Annotated in this window: 16 protein-coding genes and 1 tRNA gene; 9 read left to right on the forward strand and 8 right to left on the reverse strand. The window is 62.3% G+C overall.

The window, feature by feature from the left end:
• Window positions 1-56 precede the first annotated feature (56 nt).
• A complete protein-coding gene (locus tag HAV21_RS14320) occupies window positions 57-1442 on the forward strand; it encodes an MFS transporter (protein ID WP_142937734.1) in 1386 nt (461 codons plus the stop codon).
• Window positions 1443-1491: 49 nt separating this feature from the next.
• Here the strand turns inward: HAV21_RS14320 and HAV21_RS14325 are convergent, their stop codons facing one another.
• The 4 genes from HAV21_RS14325 to HAV21_RS14335 all read right to left on the reverse strand — a co-directional run bounded on the left by HAV21_RS14325 (window position 1492) and on the right by HAV21_RS14335 (window position 4591).
• Window positions 1492-2649 (reverse strand): N(5)-(carboxyethyl)ornithine synthase, encoded by a 1158-nt coding sequence (locus HAV21_RS14325; RefSeq protein WP_166842180.1) that lies wholly within the window; start codon window positions 2647-2649, stop codon window positions 1492-1494.
• A complete protein-coding gene (locus HAV21_RS22495; protein WP_011776304.1) occupies window positions 2646-2780 on the reverse strand; it encodes a hypothetical protein in 135 nt (44 codons plus the stop codon). Before HAV21_RS22495 ends, HAV21_RS14325 begins: the two co-directional genes overlap by 4 nt.
• Window positions 2781-2924: 144 nt before the next feature.
• Window positions 2925-2998: transfer RNA gene (locus HAV21_RS14330), tRNA-Gly, on the reverse strand.
• A gap of 111 nt (window positions 2999-3109) precedes the next feature.
• Window positions 3110-4591 carry a M15 family metallopeptidase gene (locus HAV21_RS14335; RefSeq protein ID WP_347877658.1) on the reverse strand — a complete coding sequence of 494 codons (1482 nt, stop codon included), beginning with the start codon at window positions 4589-4591 and terminating at the stop codon, window positions 3110-3112.
• A gap of 242 nt (window positions 4592-4833) precedes the next feature.
• Here HAV21_RS14335 and HAV21_RS14340 point away from each other — a divergent pair, with 242 nt between their 5' ends.
• Complete coding sequence (locus tag HAV21_RS14340) at window positions 4834-5277, forward strand: SRPBCC family protein (RefSeq protein ID WP_142937738.1); 444 nt, start codon at window positions 4834-4836, stop codon at window positions 5275-5277.
• A 54-nt stretch (window positions 5278-5331) separates the two neighbouring features.
• Here the strand turns inward: HAV21_RS14340 and HAV21_RS22285 are convergent, their stop codons facing one another.
• Complete coding sequence (locus HAV21_RS22285) at window positions 5332-7386, reverse strand: CAP domain-containing protein (RefSeq protein ID WP_347877659.1); 2055 nt, start codon at window positions 7384-7386, stop codon at window positions 5332-5334.
• A gap of 109 nt (window positions 7387-7495) precedes the next feature.
• On the opposite strand from HAV21_RS22285, the gene dcd reads away from it, so the two are divergent.
• Window positions 7496-8071, forward strand: coding sequence for a dCTP deaminase (dcd, locus tag HAV21_RS14350; protein WP_142937771.1), 576 nt, complete (start codon window positions 7496-7498; stop codon window positions 8069-8071).
• Window positions 8072-8192: 121 nt separating this feature from the next.
• Here dcd and HAV21_RS14355 read toward each other — a convergent pair whose 3' ends face one another.
• The 3 genes from HAV21_RS14355 to HAV21_RS14365 form a co-directional block, all read right to left on the reverse strand.
• Complete coding sequence (locus HAV21_RS14355) at window positions 8193-9392, reverse strand: cation:proton antiporter (RefSeq protein WP_142937739.1); 1200 nt, start codon at window positions 9390-9392, stop codon at window positions 8193-8195.
• 5 nt (window positions 9393-9397) lie between these two features.
• Window positions 9398-9880: a cation:proton antiporter regulatory subunit gene (locus tag HAV21_RS14360; RefSeq protein ID WP_142937740.1), complete on the reverse strand. Its 483-nt coding sequence runs from the start codon at window positions 9878-9880 to the stop codon at window positions 9398-9400.
• Window positions 9881-9944: 64 nt separating this feature from the next.
• On the reverse strand, window positions 9945-11348 hold the full coding sequence (locus HAV21_RS14365; RefSeq protein ID WP_166842182.1) for an MFS transporter: 1404 nt from the start codon (window positions 11346-11348) through the stop codon (window positions 9945-9947).
• A 203-nt stretch (window positions 11349-11551) separates the two neighbouring features.
• Between HAV21_RS14365 and HAV21_RS14370 the strand changes: the two genes are divergently transcribed.
• The 6 genes from HAV21_RS14370 to mnhG are packed head-to-tail and all read left to right on the forward strand — an operon-like array spanning window position 11552 to window position 17866.
• A complete protein-coding gene (locus HAV21_RS14370) occupies window positions 11552-14569 on the forward strand; it encodes a Na+/H+ antiporter subunit A (RefSeq protein ID WP_166842183.1) in 3018 nt (1005 codons plus the stop codon).
• A complete protein-coding gene (locus HAV21_RS14375; RefSeq protein ID WP_142937743.1) occupies window positions 14566-15066 on the forward strand; it encodes a Na(+)/H(+) antiporter subunit C in 501 nt (166 codons plus the stop codon). Before HAV21_RS14370 ends, HAV21_RS14375 begins: the two co-directional genes overlap by 4 nt.
• A complete protein-coding gene (locus HAV21_RS14380; protein ID WP_166842184.1) occupies window positions 15063-16646 on the forward strand; it encodes a Na+/H+ antiporter subunit D in 1584 nt (527 codons plus the stop codon). Before HAV21_RS14375 ends, HAV21_RS14380 begins: the two co-directional genes overlap by 4 nt.
• Window positions 16643-17209 carry a Na+/H+ antiporter subunit E gene (locus HAV21_RS14385; RefSeq protein ID WP_166842185.1) on the forward strand — a complete coding sequence of 189 codons (567 nt, stop codon included), beginning with the start codon at window positions 16643-16645 and terminating at the stop codon, window positions 17207-17209. The genes HAV21_RS14380 and HAV21_RS14385 overlap by 4 nt, the downstream gene beginning before the upstream one ends.
• On the forward strand, window positions 17206-17484 hold the full coding sequence (locus HAV21_RS14390) for a monovalent cation/H+ antiporter complex subunit F (RefSeq protein ID WP_142937746.1): 279 nt from the start codon (window positions 17206-17208) through the stop codon (window positions 17482-17484). Before HAV21_RS14385 ends, HAV21_RS14390 begins: the two co-directional genes overlap by 4 nt.
• Entirely contained in the window at window positions 17474-17866 is a 393-nt protein-coding gene (gene mnhG, locus HAV21_RS14395) for a monovalent cation/H(+) antiporter subunit G (protein WP_142937747.1), read from the forward strand. The genes HAV21_RS14390 and mnhG overlap by 11 nt, the downstream gene beginning before the upstream one ends.
• The last annotated feature ends 52 nt before the right edge of the window (window positions 17867-17918 follow it).

Genomic DNA, 17918 nt, shown 5'->3' on the forward strand with positions numbered 1-17918 from the left:
CTGGCAACCATAGCGTTAAACGTATCCCACCGAAACTCTCGATCCGAGGACTACTTTTGGCACCCCCACCGCCTTCAGCGGCAAACGTCAGCCAGCCCGTCATCGATTCCCTCTCCGCGCCTCAGCCGCCGGACACCGTCACCCAGCCACTCGCCGTCGTGAGTGAAAAGCTGCCCTGGCGGCATACTTTCATCTCCCTGAAGGTCCCCAACTTCAGGATCTTCGCGATTGGCCACTTCATCGCCGTGATCGCCATCTGGATGCAGCGCATCGCCCAGGACTGGATGGTGCTTCAACTTTCCGGGTCCGTCACCGCGGTCGGAATTACGGTGGCGTTGCAGTTCATGCCGTCACTTTTCCTTGGCCCATGGGGCGGCATGATTGCCGACCGTTTTGCCAAGCGCAAGATCCTCATCATCTGCCAATCGGCGGCCGCGGTACTGGCTGCCCTCCTCGCGGTGCTGTCCCTGAGTGGCCGCGTCGAAGTATGGCACGTCTACGTGATCGCCCTTGCCTTGGGCTTCGTGACCGTCCTGGACCAGCCAGCCAGGCAGGTGTTCGTCAACGAGCTCGTCGGACCCAAGTACCTGCGCAACGCCATCAGTGTGAACTCCACGACGTTCCAGCTGGGTGGCCTGATCGGTCCCGCCCTGGCCGGCGTGTTGCTCACGGCCGTGGGTGCCGGTTGGGCCTTCGCCGCCAACGCCGTGGCATGCTGCTCCACGGTGGCCATGCTGCTGATCCTCCGCAAGGACCAGCTGCACCTCAGCCAGCCGACGCCCCGCAAAAAGGGAATGCTGCGCGAAGGCCTCAACTACGCGCTGAGCAAGCCAACCATTTATTGGCCATGGTTGATGGCCGGCTTCGTGGCAGTTTTCGCGATGAGCCTGCCGGTGCTTTTGGCCGCGTTTGCGGATCACGTGTACGACGCCGGTGCCGGAGGCTACGGCCTGCTGAACGCTATGGTTGCGCTCGGTGCACTCGCGGGAGCGGTGGCGTCCACCCGGCGTCGTCAGTTGCGGTTGCGCTCGGTGGTGACCTCCGCCGGGTTGTACGGTTTGATGCTCTGCGTGTCCTCGCTCATGCCAACCATGGTGTGGTTCAGCGTCACCATGGTCCTGGCCGGATTCTGGTGCCTGATGTTCCTCACCGCGGCCAACCAAATGGTGCAGACCAGCTCCAACATGAGCATCCGCGGCCGCGTCATGAGCCTGTACCTGGTGGTGCTGATCGGCGGCCAGGCAATCGGCGGTCCCATGATGGGCTGGCTCGCCGAGCACCTCGGTCCGCACCTGGCCGTCCTGATCTCCGGTGGGGTGCCGGCCATCGCAGCTGCGGTAGTCGCCGTCGTACTGGCCCGGAAGTCATCCCTGCACATCAAGGTGGACCTGCGTGATCGGCGTCGGGTGCTGCGGATCGTGCGGGAGCCGCAGACCGCCTAAAACAGGTGAAGCGCCCCAGCCGAACCGGGGCGCTTCATGTGGCGTGGCGCTAGGCCGCAGGTATGTGCGGATACTTCGCCGAGCGTCCCTGGAACTCCAGGACGTCCGGGTTCCGGATCACGCCGTCGCGGATCTCGATGGCCCGGGAGACGGTTTCGTTGGCATCCCATCCCTCCGGTCCCGCCACCACGGTTTCCAGGAAGGGCAGCAGGGCCTCGCTGATTTCCCAGCTGGCCGAGTTCCACAGGTAGGACGGGCTGTGGTCCACTGCGTAGTAATTGACGTGCCCACCAACGCGGAACATGGGCTCGTCGAACGTGGTGGTCCGTGCCCAGCTGAAGCCCATGCTTTCGTCGCAGGAAACATCCACGATGAGGCTGTCCGGCTGGAATTCGGCCAGGTCCTCCGTGCGCAGATATGTCAGCGGCGCATTGGGGTCCTGCAGGGTGCAGTTCACCACGATGTCCGCCGCTGCAAGGAACGGCGCAAGGGGTTTGCGGCCCTTGTCCGTGATGACTTCGCTCAGGAAAGGCGCCTTGCTGTCATGGTCGAACTGCACGATCCGCACTGAGTGGATCGGAGACCCGACGGCGGCGACGCCACGGTTTGTCAGGACCTGGACGTCGTGGATGCCATGGGCATTGAGCGCCGTGACAGCACCGCGGGCGGTGGCACCGAAGCCAATGACGACGGCGCTGAGCCGGCGGCCGTAGTCGCCGGTGGAACCCGTCAGGGCCAGGGCGTGCAGCACGGAGCAGTACCCGGCGAGCTCATTGTTCTTGTGGAAGACGTGGAGGCCGAAGCCACCATCGCCCGCCCAGTGGTTCATCGCTTCAAAAGCAATGAGCGTGAGCTTCTTGTCGATTGCCAACTGGGTGATCGCCCGGTCCTGCACGCAGTGCGGCCAGCCCCACAACGTTTGACCGTCACGGAGTTCAGCCAGATCCTGGGCCTGCGGCTTAGGGAGGAGGATGACGTCGCTGTCGGCAATCAATTCCTCACGCGTTCCGAGCCCGCCTACCAAAGACTCAAGTTTGCTGTCCGGAACGCCGAACCGCTCGCCGTAGCCATGCTCGAAGCGAAGTTGCCCGCGAACTTCAGGGGCAATCCGCTCCAAATGCTGCGGGTGGATCGGTAGACGGCGCTCATTGGGCTTCAGCGAGGAAGCCAGGACGCCTATGCTGAGCTGGCCGGTTGGCGCGGTCACTTCTTGTTGCCGGTGGAAGGCTTCGCGGCCTCGGTGGCGGAAGACTCGGAAGCCCGCTTATCCGCACGTTTTTCCTTGATGGATTTACTGGATTTCTTTGATGCGGTTTGGCGCGGTGATTTGTCGCCCATGATGGCTCCCTTAGAGCGGAGCCGCGATGGCTCCTGACTCCTGACGATACACCTTCCCCGGACCGGGTTGTGGCCGGAGTCACGAGGGCTGGGCGGCAGCCTGGAGACAAAAGAAACCCCGGATCGTTGGATCCGGGGTTTTCTTGGAGCGGGCGACGGGAATCGAACCCGCGTATCGAGCTTGGGAAGCTAGCGCTCTACCATTGAGCTACGCCCGCGTTGCCCGGGAAAAATCCCCTGAGCGAGTCCTAGCTTAGCGCAGTTGCGGGACTCCTCATGACCGGCGCACCGTAGACCGCTGCGGCCCGTCACCGTGGACCACCCCGGTCCTATTTGAACAGCTTCATGCCATTCCAGCCGTTGCCCACCTGACGCTGGGCACCCCAGACCCCGGCACCCAGGGGGTAGTCCACAAGATAGCCGTCCACGGTGTGGGCTGTGATGCTGCGCGTTCCCGGGCCCGACAAACCGAAGCTCGGAACCAGCGCCTTCATGGTGCCCCAGCCGGAACCAATGGTGGTGGGCAGTCCCGCGAAGCCGCCACTGCTGTTGCCGGGGTAGCTGAGCAGGTGCCCGGAGGTTGTGGTGGCCAGGATGTCGTTGGCGCCGTCGGCATTCCAGTCGGCCATGGTCAGGCCCATTCCAGCCCAGCCGCTTCCAATGTCCACGCGGTAGATCAACGCCCTGCCCATGGTATTGGGGTAGTAGCGCAGCCCGCCATCCGGGAAATAGCCAACGACCCCTGGGAAGCGTTCCGCGGCGGACCATTTGCCCACGGTGATGTTCATCTTGTCCCAGTCACCGGTTCCCACCACGATCTGAGTGGAGAAAGCACCGCCAGGCCAGCCCGTAAACAAGCCCAGAGTGCCGTTGTCCCATTGAGCCAGAATGTCGTACACGCCATCAGAATCCCAGTCCACTACGAAGGCCTGCTTCAAGCCATGCCAGTTGGAGCCGATCACCGTGGGAACGCCGTAGCCGCCGCCACCGTGCGCAGGGTAGCGAAGGAGCCGGCCGGAAGAGTCTGCGGCCACCAAGTCCGCTCCGGAGGTGATGCTCGCATAAGCGGTGGGATTGCCCGCAAAGTACTGTTCCATGGTGGGAAAGCCCCGGCGTTTCATATCGGTGGCCAGATCCACGCCGACGTAACGCAGGTGCCACGGCTCATAGCTGTAGCCCGTGATGTTCGTATAACCGTTGGGATAGCGGACTATGAAGCCGTACTTGTGGGCATTCGCGGCCACCCAGATGCCGGCGGCCGTGTCACCGAAACACGTACTAAGCCCGCACGAACCGTTGGCGTTCCCCACATCCACAGCCAATCCGGTCTGATGCTCGCTGTGTCCTGGGCGTGCCGAAATGAGATCCGCCTGGGCCTGGCCGTAGATGCTGACGTAGTAGGAGTAAACCTGCTGCTGCTGCGCGTAGGAACGGTAGCCGCTCACCACTGCAAGCCCGCCCGTGCCGGCATCGGCCGCACCTTGGAACAAACCGTTGAGCCATGCCGCAGCTTCGGCGCGCAGGTACTGCCCGGAGCCGCGGGCATTAACAAGGTCGCCCGGAGCGTAGCTCACAGGATTCAGGGGCCTGGATTTATTGACCAAAACAGAGTAGCTCGCGGGGTTTCCCACAGGATCGACGCTCGGTAGCGGATTCGCTGCGGTTGGCACCGCTGCTTGAACGACGGCGGCCTGTGCTGCCGTGCCAGGGACCGGCGCTGCCGTGGCAGGCGCCCCAGCCATGACCCCGCCAGCTACCGCCAGGCTGAAGATCGCAGCGCAAGCTGCCAGTCGTCGTCGTGCGTTCCCCACGGAACCCGAATGATTTTTCCCTCGCATAACGCCCCCAATTTTTTTGTAACCAGCCGCAGGCACTCTACCCGGCCCGCGGTCGCCTGTCAGCAGTTACCCGCAATAATCGGCAGATAACCATTCGGTCAAGGCTCGGCAGTCTTGTGTCGTGGGCGCCCCGCCCCTGACTATTCTGAAGGTGTTAGCTGCAGCGTATGGGGAACCGGGCTACGAATATTCGACCGTACGCCGAAAGAGGTTCCGTGGCATTCGCAGCCCATGAAGTGGTGATCAATAGGGACGCCATGACCGTCTACGGATTCCTCATGGACGGGATGAACAACTCCCTCTGGCGTTCCGGAGTGCGCAGCATCGCGCTTCGGTCCGGCGTTCGCGGCCAAAAAGGTGCCCTGTACCAGCAGACGATAACCGGCCCCGGCGGCCGTCCCGTCGCCGCCGACTTCAGGATCACCGACGCCCGCCCAGGAGCCGAAGTCCGCTATTCCGTGGTGACTGGGCCAGCACGGTCCACCGGCGGTTTCTACCTCAGCACCGAAGGCAACACCACCCGGCTCCGGTTCGCCCTTGAATACCACCCCAAGGGCCTGCGTAAGCTCATGAACGGCGTGATCCAGAAAGCCTTAGAGGGCGAAGTGGCGCAGCTGGAACAGCTCAAGATTGCCATCGAAGCCCACCCTGAGGGGTAGTCGCCGCTGTTGGCGTACGACGCCGACACCCGGGTTAGGCGCTGAGGCACGGTACTACTGGGCGAACTTCAGGCCGCCCCAACCGATGCCTATAGTCACCGGAGTTGTGAGGCGTCCGGTATTGAGATCCCAGTACTCAACAACACCGTTGCGGTTCAGCCCGGCAACACCCGTCGAGTCGGGACCGGTCACACCGCGCAGCGTTCGCAGCCCGATGTAATCGGTCCATTCAGCACCCACTACCGGACGCGATTCCTGCTTGGGCGTGCCCAGTCCGCTGCCCCGATACAAACGGAGGGTGCCGTTGGCCTCAGTGGTGAGCAAATCCTGGAATCCGTCGGCGTTGTAATCCACCATGTTCAGTCTGATGGCCGGGAAACCCGTTCCAATCGCCGCCTGCGCACGAATATAGGCCAGGCCCGCGTTCTTGTAGAGGTACAGGTTGCCGCCCGAGTCCATGGCTACGATCTGGGGAAGCCGGTTGTTGGCGCACCACGTGCCCACGGCAATATTTAGCGTCCCCCAGCCCTGCCCAAGTGCAACGGGATCCTTGAAACCTCCTGCTTGAAGACCGGGATACACCAAGAGGGCGCCGTCGAGTCTTTGGGCGATCAGGTCAAACACACCGTCGCGGTCCCAGTCCGTAATGAAGAGGTCCTTCAGCCCGGTGAACCCGAGTCCGATTCTCTTGCCACCGCCGTACCGGCCGCCACCCCACGAAGGGTAGGCCACCACGGAACCGTCGCCGGCGATTGATACCAGGTCTGCAGCGCTGCTGATCGATGCCGCGCTGAGGTTAAGGGTGGGTGGTTGGTGCTTGCTGCCAGGTTCGCAGACACCTACAGGATCCGTTGGTGGCGGGACGGTGCCGCCCGGGCTGGTGGTGGTCCCTGCCGGCAAGGTGGTGTAGCCGAAGAAATTCACCACACCCCAGAGCGTGAATCGATTCGGGGTGGTCTGCCAATTGCCATCCGTGTACGTGATGCCGATGCCCATGACATTGAACCGAGGATCACGGAGAAGCGCATCGTGCCCCGGCGATCCCTTCCACCACTCCACAAGCTGCGCCGCGTCCCGGTCCCAGCGGACAGCGATCACCTCACCCGCGCCGTTGTTGGGGTTCAGCGCTCGAGGATCCGTCCAAAAATTGGCGCGGTGCTGGATCACCTCACGCGTTGCGATGTTGTTGGACCAATCCTGGGCCAGGCTGGCCACAGTTGCGTGGTACTTCACGGGGGCCAGGCCGAGCGATGCGCGGTAACTGTTGATCGCGTTGAAAACCGTCAGGATCGCTGCCGTGTTGCTGTCAGGGAGGAGGGCCAGGGCGCCGTTGTCAGGATTAATGTCGCCGCTGGGGGCCTTTCCCGGGAACGGCGCGGGGGCGGTGGGTGAGGGTGCCGGGTTTTGGGTTACTGCAGGGGGCGGAGGCGGAGTTGATCCAGATGGTGCGGTGTCGACTGCTGGGGGTTCGGTTGCCGGAGGTTCGGTCGCCGGGGGTTCGGTCGCCGAGGGTTCGGCCGCCGGGGGTGGAGAGGCGGTGTCAGTGGGCGACGGGCTCGGAGAGCCCGTCGGTTCCGTCGGTTCGGTGGGTGAGGCTGGTTCGGTGGGTAAGGAGTCCGCGGGGTTCGGTCCTGCGGCCGGGGCCGTCGGCGGTGCCTCACTGGGGACGGTGCCGGCGGTCGCTGGTGGCGCCGGTTCAGTTGCCGGCGGTCCGGAGACACCAGGGTCCGAGGGGTTGTCCGGACCCCACGAGGGCCCGATGCTGGGCAACGGCGGCGGAGTTTCAAAGACGGGATCCACGGCGACGGGACCACCGTTTGAGTCGGCTCCCGTCGTGATGCCTGGTGTCGGCGTCGAAGTCCCTGCGTCCGGGGCGGGCGCCGTGGACGGCGGGGATACGTTGCCGGCTGCCGGGAGGGGCGCGGAAGGTGCGGGCTCCGCCGTCGTGCTTTCCTTCGGTCCCGTCAGTCCTGACGGGACCTCTGCCGAAGGGGTGGACGTGGGGCCGGGGTTGGTCTGCGTTGAGGGAAAAATCTGGCTGGAAGCAACCACCCCGAGAGCCAGGGTGCAGGCCAGCACAATGGCGGCAGGCGCAGCCAGTTTTCTCACAATTACCCCGCGAATGCTCGTTGCCCCCAAGTACGGGCGCGGTTGTACATGTCCGGGAACTATAGTCCCATGGGGCGGCGTGGACAATGCATGGGGTATTTTTGATGCTGTGCTGATCTCTGACCGCGATATTCGTGCCGAAATAGAATCCCAACGGATTGTTCTTGAACCGTACGACCCCGCGATGGTTCAGCCGTCTTCCGTGGACGTGCGGATTGACCGGTTCTTCCGGCTCTTCGACAACCATAAATACGCCCACATCGACCCCGCCGAGGAACAACCAGAACTGACCCGGTTGGTGGAAGTGGAGGGCGACGAGCCATTCATTCTTCACCCAGGGGAGTTCGTGCTCGGTTCCACCTACGAAACTGTCAGCTTGGCCGACGACATTGCTGCGCGCCTCGAGGGGAAGTCATCCCTGGGGCGGCTTGGGCTCCTGACGCACTCCACGGCTGGCTTCATCGATCCCGGTTTCTCGGGTCACGTGACCTTGGAGCTCTCCAACGTTGCCACGTTGCCCATCAAGCTGTGGCCGGGCATGAAGATCGGCCAGCTGTGCTTCTTCCGTCTGACGTCCTCCGCTGAGCACCCCTACGGTTCCGGTGAGTACGGCAACCGCTACCAAGGCCAGCGTGGACCCACCGCCAGCCGCAGCCACCAGAATTTCCACCGGACGTCCATTTAGCGTCTTCTGGCGTGCCGCCGAGGGGTTAGCTCCCCGGGCTCTGGGTGTGTCTTTGGGGTGAGATCCCGCCCCCTCGGCGGAGGGTGAGATCCCGCCCCCTCGGCGGAGGGTGACGTGCTTGCTACGCGGGTGCGCGTTCCGGCGTGCGGGGTGGTGCTCCCGGAGTTTTTCGGATGGCCTTGACCACTGGCTCCACAAAGCGGGCCGCAAGCGGGCCGAGGATGGCCATGATGAGTACGTAAGCGGTAGCGAGGGCTGCAAGTTCATCGGGCACGGCCCCGGAAGCAACAGCCAGCCCTGCGATGACAATGGAGAACTCACCGCGGGCGATCAACGCAGCTCCTGCGCGGAAGCGGCCCGGCACAGCGATGCCCGCGCGCTTGGCGGCCCAAATTCCTGTGAGCATCTTGGTTGCGGCGGTGACGAATGCCAGCACCAGCGCCCATCCAAGGACCGGGGGAATGGAGGTGGGGTCCGTGTTGAGTCCAAACGCCACGAAGAAGATGGCAGCAAAAAGATCCCGCAAAGGTTCGAGTATCCTGGTGGCGTTGTGGGCCGTCGCACCGGAGATAGCGATGCCCAACATGAACGCACCCACTGCGGCGGAGACTTGCAGGGCAGATGCAATGCCCGCCACGAGGAGAGCCAGGCCAAGCACGTTGAGGAGGAAGACCTCCGAGTTCTCGCTGTGCACTGCTTGCGAGACCCGGTGGCCGTGCTTGAGCGCAATCACCAGAACCACCGTGACCACGGCGAGGGCAATTCCCACCGTTTGCAGTCCGCCGAGGAATCCCACACCGGCAAGGATGGCGGTCAGGATGGGCAGGTAAATGGCCATTGCCAGGTCTTCAAAGACCAGGATGGAAAGCACAACGGGCGTCTCGCGGTTACCGATTCGGCCGAGGTCGGTGATCACCTTCGCGGCGATGCCGGACGACGAGATATAGGTGACGCCGCCCATGACGATTGCACCCACGAGTCCCCATCCCAAAAGCACGGCCAATCCGGCGCCCGGCAGGAAGTTGAGGACAAAGTCCATGACGCCGGCCTGCCACGATCTTCGAAGACCTGTAACAAGCTCCGACGCCGTATATTCCAGTCCGAGCATCAGCAGCAGGAGGATGACGCCGATTTCTCCCGAGAGATGGGCGAACTCGTGCATGCCATCGAGTTTGACGAACCCGCCGGCTCCGAAAGCCAAGCCCCCCACCAAGTAGAGGGGTATGGGGGACATGCCTATTCGGCCCGCTAGTCGAGCCAGGAGACCGAGGCAGAAGACGACGGCCCCCAGTTCAACGAGGGCTAATGCAAGCGGATCCATACCGGTCAACCGTTGCGGAGGATGTCGGCTGCCGAGTCAAGACCTTCCTGCGTGCCGACCGCTACGAGCAAATCGCCGGTGTGAAGTACGACGTCGGGAGCCGGCGACGGGACCACCTCGCCTTCGCGCATGATCGCCACGATGGAGACGCCGCTGCGTGTGCGGATCTGCGCTTTGCCCATGGGTTGGTTCACGAAGGGCGACTCCGGTGTGATGGAGAACTGGCGGGTGACGATGCCCGGTATCTCGCGATGCTCCTCGGCCAAGCGCATGGCAATGTGTTGCCCGCCCAGGAGGTTACCTAATGTGGAAGCCTCGTCGGCTGTCAAAGGGATGGATGCCTGGCAGGTGTCAGGATCATCCCAGGTGGACACGAAAAGCTCTGTCTCGCCCTCTCGAAGTTCCACGACACCGATGCGACGGCCCGAGGCCGTGACGAAATCCTTACGGACCCCGAGGCCTGGGAGTTCAGTCTCATCCACGTTCATAGCTTCACCCTAACTCTGTTGTACGGGTCCGGTACGGCGTTCATGCCCAACCGGCCCTATGTAGTTAACGCTCGGGGACCACGGCTATTTCCACTTGGGCCGGCGGCTTCACCGGGAGGATCACCAAGAGGCCCGCGAGCAGCACCACCATGATTCCCAGGATGCCCCAGCGTTGGGCTTCACCTTCTGCAACAAGCGGCGAGGCAATGGTGATGCACAGGGTGAAAAGTGTGGGGGCGAGGAAGCTGACTGCCCTGCCAGTTGTGGCGTAAAGCCCGAAGAGTTCACCGGATTCCCCGGCCGGGGCCAGCCTTGCCAGGTACGCCCGTGATGACGATTGGGCTGGTCCCACGAATAAGCAGAGCATCAGACCGAAGACCCAGAACGTGGTGGTCCCGGGCCAATCATTTCCGAAGAAGACGTAGTCCCCATTGCCGAGAACCAGGATGGCTGTGCCCGCGATGAGGAGGCCAACCAGGGAAAGGACGATGACGGCCTTGGGCCCGATCCTGTCATCAAGGAAGCCTCCAATGATCGCGCCGACGGCAGCGACTACGTTGCCGAAGATGGCGAAGAAGATGACGTCCTTGAGTTCAAATCCGAAAGTACCGGCGGCGATGACGCCACCGAAGGTAAACACGGCCGCGAGGCCGTCGCGGAAGATCGCGCTGGATAGCAGGAAGTAGATGGTGTGGGGACTGGTCTTGTAGATCGCGCTGATGCGGCGGAACAGAAGTTTGTAGGAGTCCACAAAACCCAGGGATGTGGTGTTTCGCCTCGCGGAAACTTCCGGAACCGCGAACATCACGGGAAGTGCAAAGATGAAGAACCATAGGGCGGAGAAGATGGCAACGAGCCGAATGTTCAGTGAGTCCTGCGTTGACGAGCCGAACCAGTCGAAGGAAGGCTGGACAAACAACTGCAGGACAAGGAGGAGCGCCACGATTCCTCCGAGGTACCCCATAGCCCAGCCAAAGCCACTGACCCTGCCAATGTTCTTGGGGGTTGAGATCTGGGCCAGCATGGCGTTGTAGTTCACGCCTGCAAACTCGAAGAAGATGTTGCCCAGAGCGATCAGGCAGACGCCGAGGAGCAGGAATTCCGGCCTCGGGAAAACGAAGAAGCACAGCGCAGTCAGGACGGCTGTGGCGGTCGTGTTGACTCCAAGCCAGAGCTTGCGGCGCCCTCCGGCATCTGAACGTTGGCCCGTGACGGGAGCAAACAGTGCAATAGCTAGGCCCGCAATTGCCAGCGCGGCACCGAGGGCTGCCGAGGCAGCGTCCTCACCTCCGAAGGCATTAGACGTCAAATACACGGTGAAAACGAAGGTGGTCATGACCGCTTGAAAGGCAGCTGATCCCCAGTCCCAGGATGCCCAAGCGAGGATTTGTGCCTTTTTGGAGGCAACAGGTCCCGAGGCAAGCTCGGACGTCGGATGGGAGGCTTCGGGAACTGCGGCCGCGTTCATAGCTTGAATGCTATAGGGGGTAGGGATATCGGTGGGCACATGACAGACCGGTATGTGGACAACGTGGCTTTAAGCCGTCCGCGCAGACGGGTTCCGATGCCGAAAACTGTCGGTCCGCCTTGATAAACTGGGTAAACCGAACCCAACGTATGACCGCCTGCTCCAACTTTTGACAATATGTTCCTGACTTTGCGGAGATAACAGTGATCACAGTTCTCGCCATCACCTTTGTAGCGGCAACTGTGGCGCCCTTGATCTTCCGCAAACTGGGCAGAAATGCGTTCTACGCCCTCGCGGCTGTCCCTGCGGGCGCCTTTGTTTGGCTGGTCTTCCAGTACGAGGCCGCATATTCCGGTGGAGGAATGGAAGAAATCCTTCCATGGATCCCCACCCTTAAGCTCGAGCTCGCTTTCCGTATGGATCCCCTGGCGTGGGTGATGTCGCTCCTGATCCTCGGCGTTGGATCTTTGGTGCTGATTTATTGCGCCCGCTACTTCAAAAACAAGGACGCGGATCTGGGCGGATTCGGAGCTCAACTCCTGGCCTTTGCCGGCGCGATGTTCGGTTTGGTGACCTCCGATGACCTGCTGATGCTCTTCATCTTCTGGGAACTCACCACCATCCTGTCCTACCTGCTGATCGGCTATGCGCGCACCCGTTTGGCTGCACGCCGTTCGGCGCTCCAGGCACTCATGGTCACCACAGCTGGTGGTTTGGCAATGCTCGTGGGCCTCATCGTCTTGGGCCAGGCTGCAGGAACATACCGGATTTCAGAGATTTTGGACCAAGCCGGGACGCTCATGAGCGGACCGATGCAAGGAGCGGTGGCTGCCGCCGTCGTACTTGTCCTTGCCGGTGCGGTGACTAAATCGGCGCTTGTTCCGTTCCACTTCTGGCTGCCGGGCGCCATGGCGGCTCCCACACCTGTCAGCGCGTACTTGCACGCGGCAGCGATGGTCAAGGCTGGCATCTATATTGTGGCGCGTCTGGCTCCGGGATTTTCGACGTCGGAGTTCTGGCTTCCCGTGGTTCTCGGCCTGGGCCTGGCCACCATGCTGGTAGGTGGCTACCGTGCGCTTCGCCAAACCGACATCAAACTCATTCTCGCCTATGGCACCGTCAGCCAGCTCGGGTTCCTCACCATGGTGGTAGGCCTGGGCCGACCGGATGCTGCCCTCGCGGGATTGGGTCTGCTGCTGGCCCACGGCCTGTTCAAAGCGGCTCTCTTCTTGGTGGTGGGCATCATTGACCACCAATCCGGAACGCGCGATATCCGCAAGCTTTCCGGGGTTTTCCGTTCTTCGCGTGCCCTCGGAGTGGTGGCCGGTATTGCCGCCGCGTCCATGGCCGGCGTGCCGCCGTTAGCTGGTTTCGTGGCCAAGGAATCGGTATTTGAGGCCTTCGTCCACTACGGCACCGGCGATCATGCTCCGGTGTGGGGCATCTGGATCCTGGTTGGGCTGGTCATCGGTTCCATCCTCACTTTCGCCTACAGCGCCCGCTTCATGTGGGGTGCGTTCGCCGTCAAGCCCGGCGTGGAGCCCACGCCTTTCAAGCCCATCAAGCCCGCTTTCCTGGCCGCACCGGCGATCTTGAGCCTCCTGACCATCGCTTACGGTGTATGGCCGGCACCCGTGGACACGTGGATCCAGCCTTACGCAGCGCTATTCGCTGACGGCGCGGACGCGGTCGACGCCGGACACTTGGCTTTGTGGCATGGCATCACCCCTGCTTTGGGGCTGACAGCGATAACTTTCGCGGCAGGCGCCGCGATGTTCTACGGACGCAACCTCGTCTCCCGGGCACAAAGCGTGGTTCCGGACTGGGTGGATGGCGACCGCGCGTACCAGAACACCATTGGCGCCCTGGACGATATTGCCGTCTGGGTTACCGGCCGCACACAGCGTGGTTCGTTGTACTTCTATCTGGCAGTAATTCTGACGGTAGCGTTCGCTGTGCCGGCCACCGCCTTGATCATGGCCAACAAGCCCCTGCCGGACGGCATCTACCTCATTGACCCGAACTCCCCGCTGCAGATCGTGGCCGGAATCGGGATCGTGGTGGGTGCCCTGGCTGCGGTCCGGGCCAACAAGCGCTTCCTTGCGGTCCTCATGGTGTCAGTAACCGGCTACGGCATCGCCCTGATGTTCGCGTTGCAAGGTGCTCCGGACCTTGCCTTGACCCAGATGCTCGTGGAAACCATCGTGCTGGTGGCCTTCGTGCTCGCCATGCGCAGCCTGCCCGCTGAGCTAAGGGACCGGACCGGTGGCAGGCTCCGGGTGATCCGAGTGATCATTGGCGCAGCCTTCGGTATCACCATGATCTTCGTTGCCATCTACGCCATGGGGGCGCGCGTTGCCACCCCCATCTCACTCGATTTCCCACGACTGGCCTATGAAGGTGGCGGGGGTCTGAACGTGGTCAACGTGACTCTCGTGGACATTCGGGCCTGGGACACTTTCGGGGAAATCTCCGTGTTGGCCATTGCAGCTACGGGTGTTGCCAGCCTGATCTTCGTCCGCAGCCGCGGCGATCGCATCAAGACATCCGAAGCCGTGCCTGAAGGCAGTGTGGGGCGCCGCACCGGTGTCGACCGTGATTCGCACGACGGAGCCGCCCTGGCCGTCGCCAAGAAGTTCACCGACGTCACGCGAGATGCCTGGCTGGTGGCGGGACGCACGCTGGCGCCGGAGCGACGCTCGATCATCTTTGAAGTCGTGACCAGGCTGATTTTCCACTCGATGATCGTCTTTTCCATCTACCTTCTCCTGGCCGGACACAACTTGCCGGGCGGCGGCTTCGCGGGCGGCCTCACCGCCGGCCTTGCCCTCACCATCCGGTACTTGGCCGGTGGCCGGTTCGAGTTGAGCGAGGCAGCGACCATCAGTGCCGGCACCCTTCTGGGGACGGGACTTGCCACCGCGGCAGCCTCCGGTGTGGTTCCACTCTTCCTGGGAGGTCAGGTGTTCCAGAGCGCGATTATCGAGTTCTGGCTGCCCGTCTTTGGTGACGTCAAGTTCGTCACGTCCACGATCTTCGACATCGGCGTGTACATCGTGGTGGTGGGGTTGGCGCTGGACGTCCTCCGCAGCCTCGGCGCCGAAATCGACGAGCACTTTGAAGGCAAAGGCGCGCCGCTCGCGGATGAAGATGCCGCCGAGCATCCTGAGCTTGCCCACGAAGCCGCTGAATCCGCTGCGCTCGGGAAGGGTAACGCATGAGCATCAACCTGACCCTGCTGATCGTCATGGGCGTGCTGTACGCCTGCGGTATCTACTTGATCCTGGAACGCAGTCTGACCCGCGTGCTGTTGGGTTTGATGTTGCTGGCCAACGCCACCAACATTCTCATCCTGAGCACCGGAGGGTATGCAGGCCTTGCGCCGCTGTTCAGCAAGGAAACGGCCCCGGAGGCATACAGTGATCCTCTGCCGCAGGCACTGATCCTGACGTCGATTGTCATTTCCTTCGCGGTGACGGCCTTCATGTTGGGCATTATCTACCGCACGTGGGTCCTGGCTCGTCAGGATGAGATCCAGGATGACCTTGAAGACGTTCGCGTGGCGAAGACGCCGAGCTTCGATGCCGAGGACGATGCCATCGTGCCGCTGGAAACCTCGGAGTTCGCGGTCACCCCGGCCAGCCCGGCGGATCGTGACAAACCGGACGCCACAGAGACCCCCAACACGGCAACAACCCGGGAAGGAGGCAGCGCGTGAATCTCGCGAACCTGTCGCCGCTAGCTGTCCTCCTACCAATTCTGGGTGCTGCCCTGGCGTTTCTGCTGATCCGCCACCACTCCGCCCAGAGGGTGGTGAGCATCGGCATTCTCAGTGCAACCCTCCTGCTCGAGTGCCTGCTCCTGATCTCCGTATGGGATGGGGGCACCACCTCGGTCACTTTGGGCGGATGGCTGCCCCCGTGGGGTGTGGTCCTGGTAGTGGACCAGTTCTCCTCGCTCATGCTGGTGGTCTCCACCGTGGTGAGCCTTGCGGTGCTCATCTATGCAACGGGTCAGGGTATGGCCGACGGTGACCAGGAAGCGCCGGTCTCAATCTTCCACCCCACCTATCTGATCCTGGTGGCGGGCGTGTCCAACGCCTTCCTCACCGGTGACCTCTTCAACCTCTATGTCGGTTTCGAGATCCTGCTGACAGCAAGCTACGTGCTGATGACGCTGGGCGGTACGGGCCCGCGTATACGGGCCGGTGTCACGTATGTGGTGGTTTCCGTGGTCTCGTCCGTACTGTTCCTCATTGCGATCGCCATGATCTATGGAGCCACCGGAACCATCACCATGGCGGACCTGGCCATCAAGCTGGCCGAGCTGGACCAGGGCACCCAGAACCTCCTGCATGTGATGCTATTGGTGGCGTTCGGCATCAAGGCCGCAGTCTTCCCACTGTCTTTCTGGCTTCCTGACTCCTATCCAACTGCTCCCGCCCCAGTCACCGCCGTGTTCGCAGGATTGCTGACAAAGGTGGGTGTCTACGCGATGGTCCGGACAGAGACGCTCTTGTTCCCAGGGGACACGCTGAACGTCCCACTGATGGTGGTGGCGCTACTGACCATGATTGTCGGAATTCTGGGTGCCTTGGCCCAGAGCGACATTAAACGTCTGCTGTCCTTTACCTTGGTGAGCCACATCGGTTACATGGTGTTTGGCCTGGCCATGAGCTCAGTGGCAGGTTTGGGCGCCGCGGTCTTCTACGTAGCCCACCACATCACCGTCCAGACCAGTTTGTTCCTGGTCACCGGCCTCATTGAGCGGCGTGGTGGCAGCTCGTCCATAGACCGCTTGGGTGGCTTGGCCAAGCTCTCCCCGCTGCTGGCCTTGTTGTTCTTTATCCCCGCAATGAACCTGGCGGGCATTCCGCCGTTCTCCGGTTTCCTTGGAAAGCTGGGGTTGCTGCAAGCAGGTGTGGAGCTGGGGACGCCGTTGGCGATCACGTTGGTGGTGGGCGGCGTGGTCACCAGCCTGCTGACACTGCTGGCGATCGCCCGTGTCTGGAACAGGGCGTTCTGGCGCAGGCCCGAGGACGCTGAGTATCCGGACCCCGTGCTAAAAACGCCCGGGAACGTGGGAGTACTTCCACGGACCATGGTGGGATCCACAGCTGGACTGGTGGTGTTCGGCGTGGCATTGACCGTCTTTGCAGGCCCGTTGTTCAAGGTCGCTGACGGCTCCGCAGGAATCATGCTGGACCGTTCGGCCTATATTCACTCGGTCCTCGGAGATTCGGTTGTGGTGCCGCCGCTGGTTCGAAGGGATGACGTGCAGACGGGGGATGCCAAATGAGCCGTAAACCGATCTCGTTCCGCACGGAGCTGCCGCTGCTCATCTGGTTGGTGATCGTATGGGGTGCCCTGTGGCGGGACTTCAGCCCCGGGAATCTCCTGTTTGGCGCCTTGATTGCCGTGCTGGTGGCCAAGTTCTTCTACCTTCCGCCCGTCGAGCTCAGCGGCAGGTTCAACATTCTTCGCGCCATTCCCTTTGCGCTGATGTTCCTCGCCAAAGTGGTGGCAGCGAGCTTCCTGGTGCTGTACCTGGCTGTAGCAAAAGGGCCCAAGGTCCGCAGCGCCGTCGTCGCCGTTCCGTTGCGGAGCCATTCCGACCTCATGGTGACGGCCACCGGCCACGTGATCTCGTTGATCCCAGGCTCCCTGGTGGTGGAGGTGGACCGCTCCACTTCCACGCTGTACCTGCACGCACTGAACATTTATGAAGAGGCGGATATCGACAAAATTCGTCAGGAAACCCAAGACATCGAAGCAGGATTGATCCGCATTATGGGTACACGCGAAGAAGTCGAGGCGCTCAAGGCCGAACAACGGCCCGGGCTGGAAGGGGCGGCGCTGTGAAGGAAGTAGTTCTGGTGGTTACCGCCGTCATCCTCAGCCTGGCGGCTGCAGGTGCGATTGTCCGCATCGCCGTCGGTCCGTCCCTTCTGGACCGTGTTCTGGCATCAGATGTTTTGCTGGCCATCCTGGGCGCTGCCTTGGCGATCGATATGGCGCTGAACAAGCACCTGAACAACCTGATGCTGCTGGTGGCTCTGGCAGTGATCGGGTTTATTGGCTCGGTGACCGTTGCCCGGTTTGTGGCCGAGCGAAGGGAACAGAGCAATGAATCCTGACGCTTCGGGCCTTGACTTCGTCGTTGATGCTGTCACCGCCGTGTTCCTGGTGGTGGGCGCGCTGATGTCCCTGGGCGCAGCCATTGGCTTGTTGAGGTTCCCGGACCTCATGAGCCGCATGCACGCAGCCACCAAACCGCAGGTCCTGGGTCTGTTCCTCATGCTGGCCGCGATCGGACTTCAGATGCGGACATGGTGGGTGTGGCCGGTTCTGTTGGTGGCATGGATCTTCCAGCTCCTCACAGCACCAGTGTCAGCGCACATGGTTGGCCGTTCCGCCTACCGCACCAAACATGGACACCGGGAGAAGCTCACCAAGGATGAACTGGAGGCCGTGGTCCAAAGGGCGGCTGCCGGCCAGGAACCGCGGAGCGACAGCTAGCAGCAGCAACAACGAACGCCGGGATCACCTGCAGGTGATCCCGGCGTCGTGG

Source organism: Paenarthrobacter sp. MSM-2-10-13 (assembly GCF_011605365.1).
GTDB lineage: Bacteria > Actinomycetota > Actinomycetes > Actinomycetales > Micrococcaceae > Arthrobacter.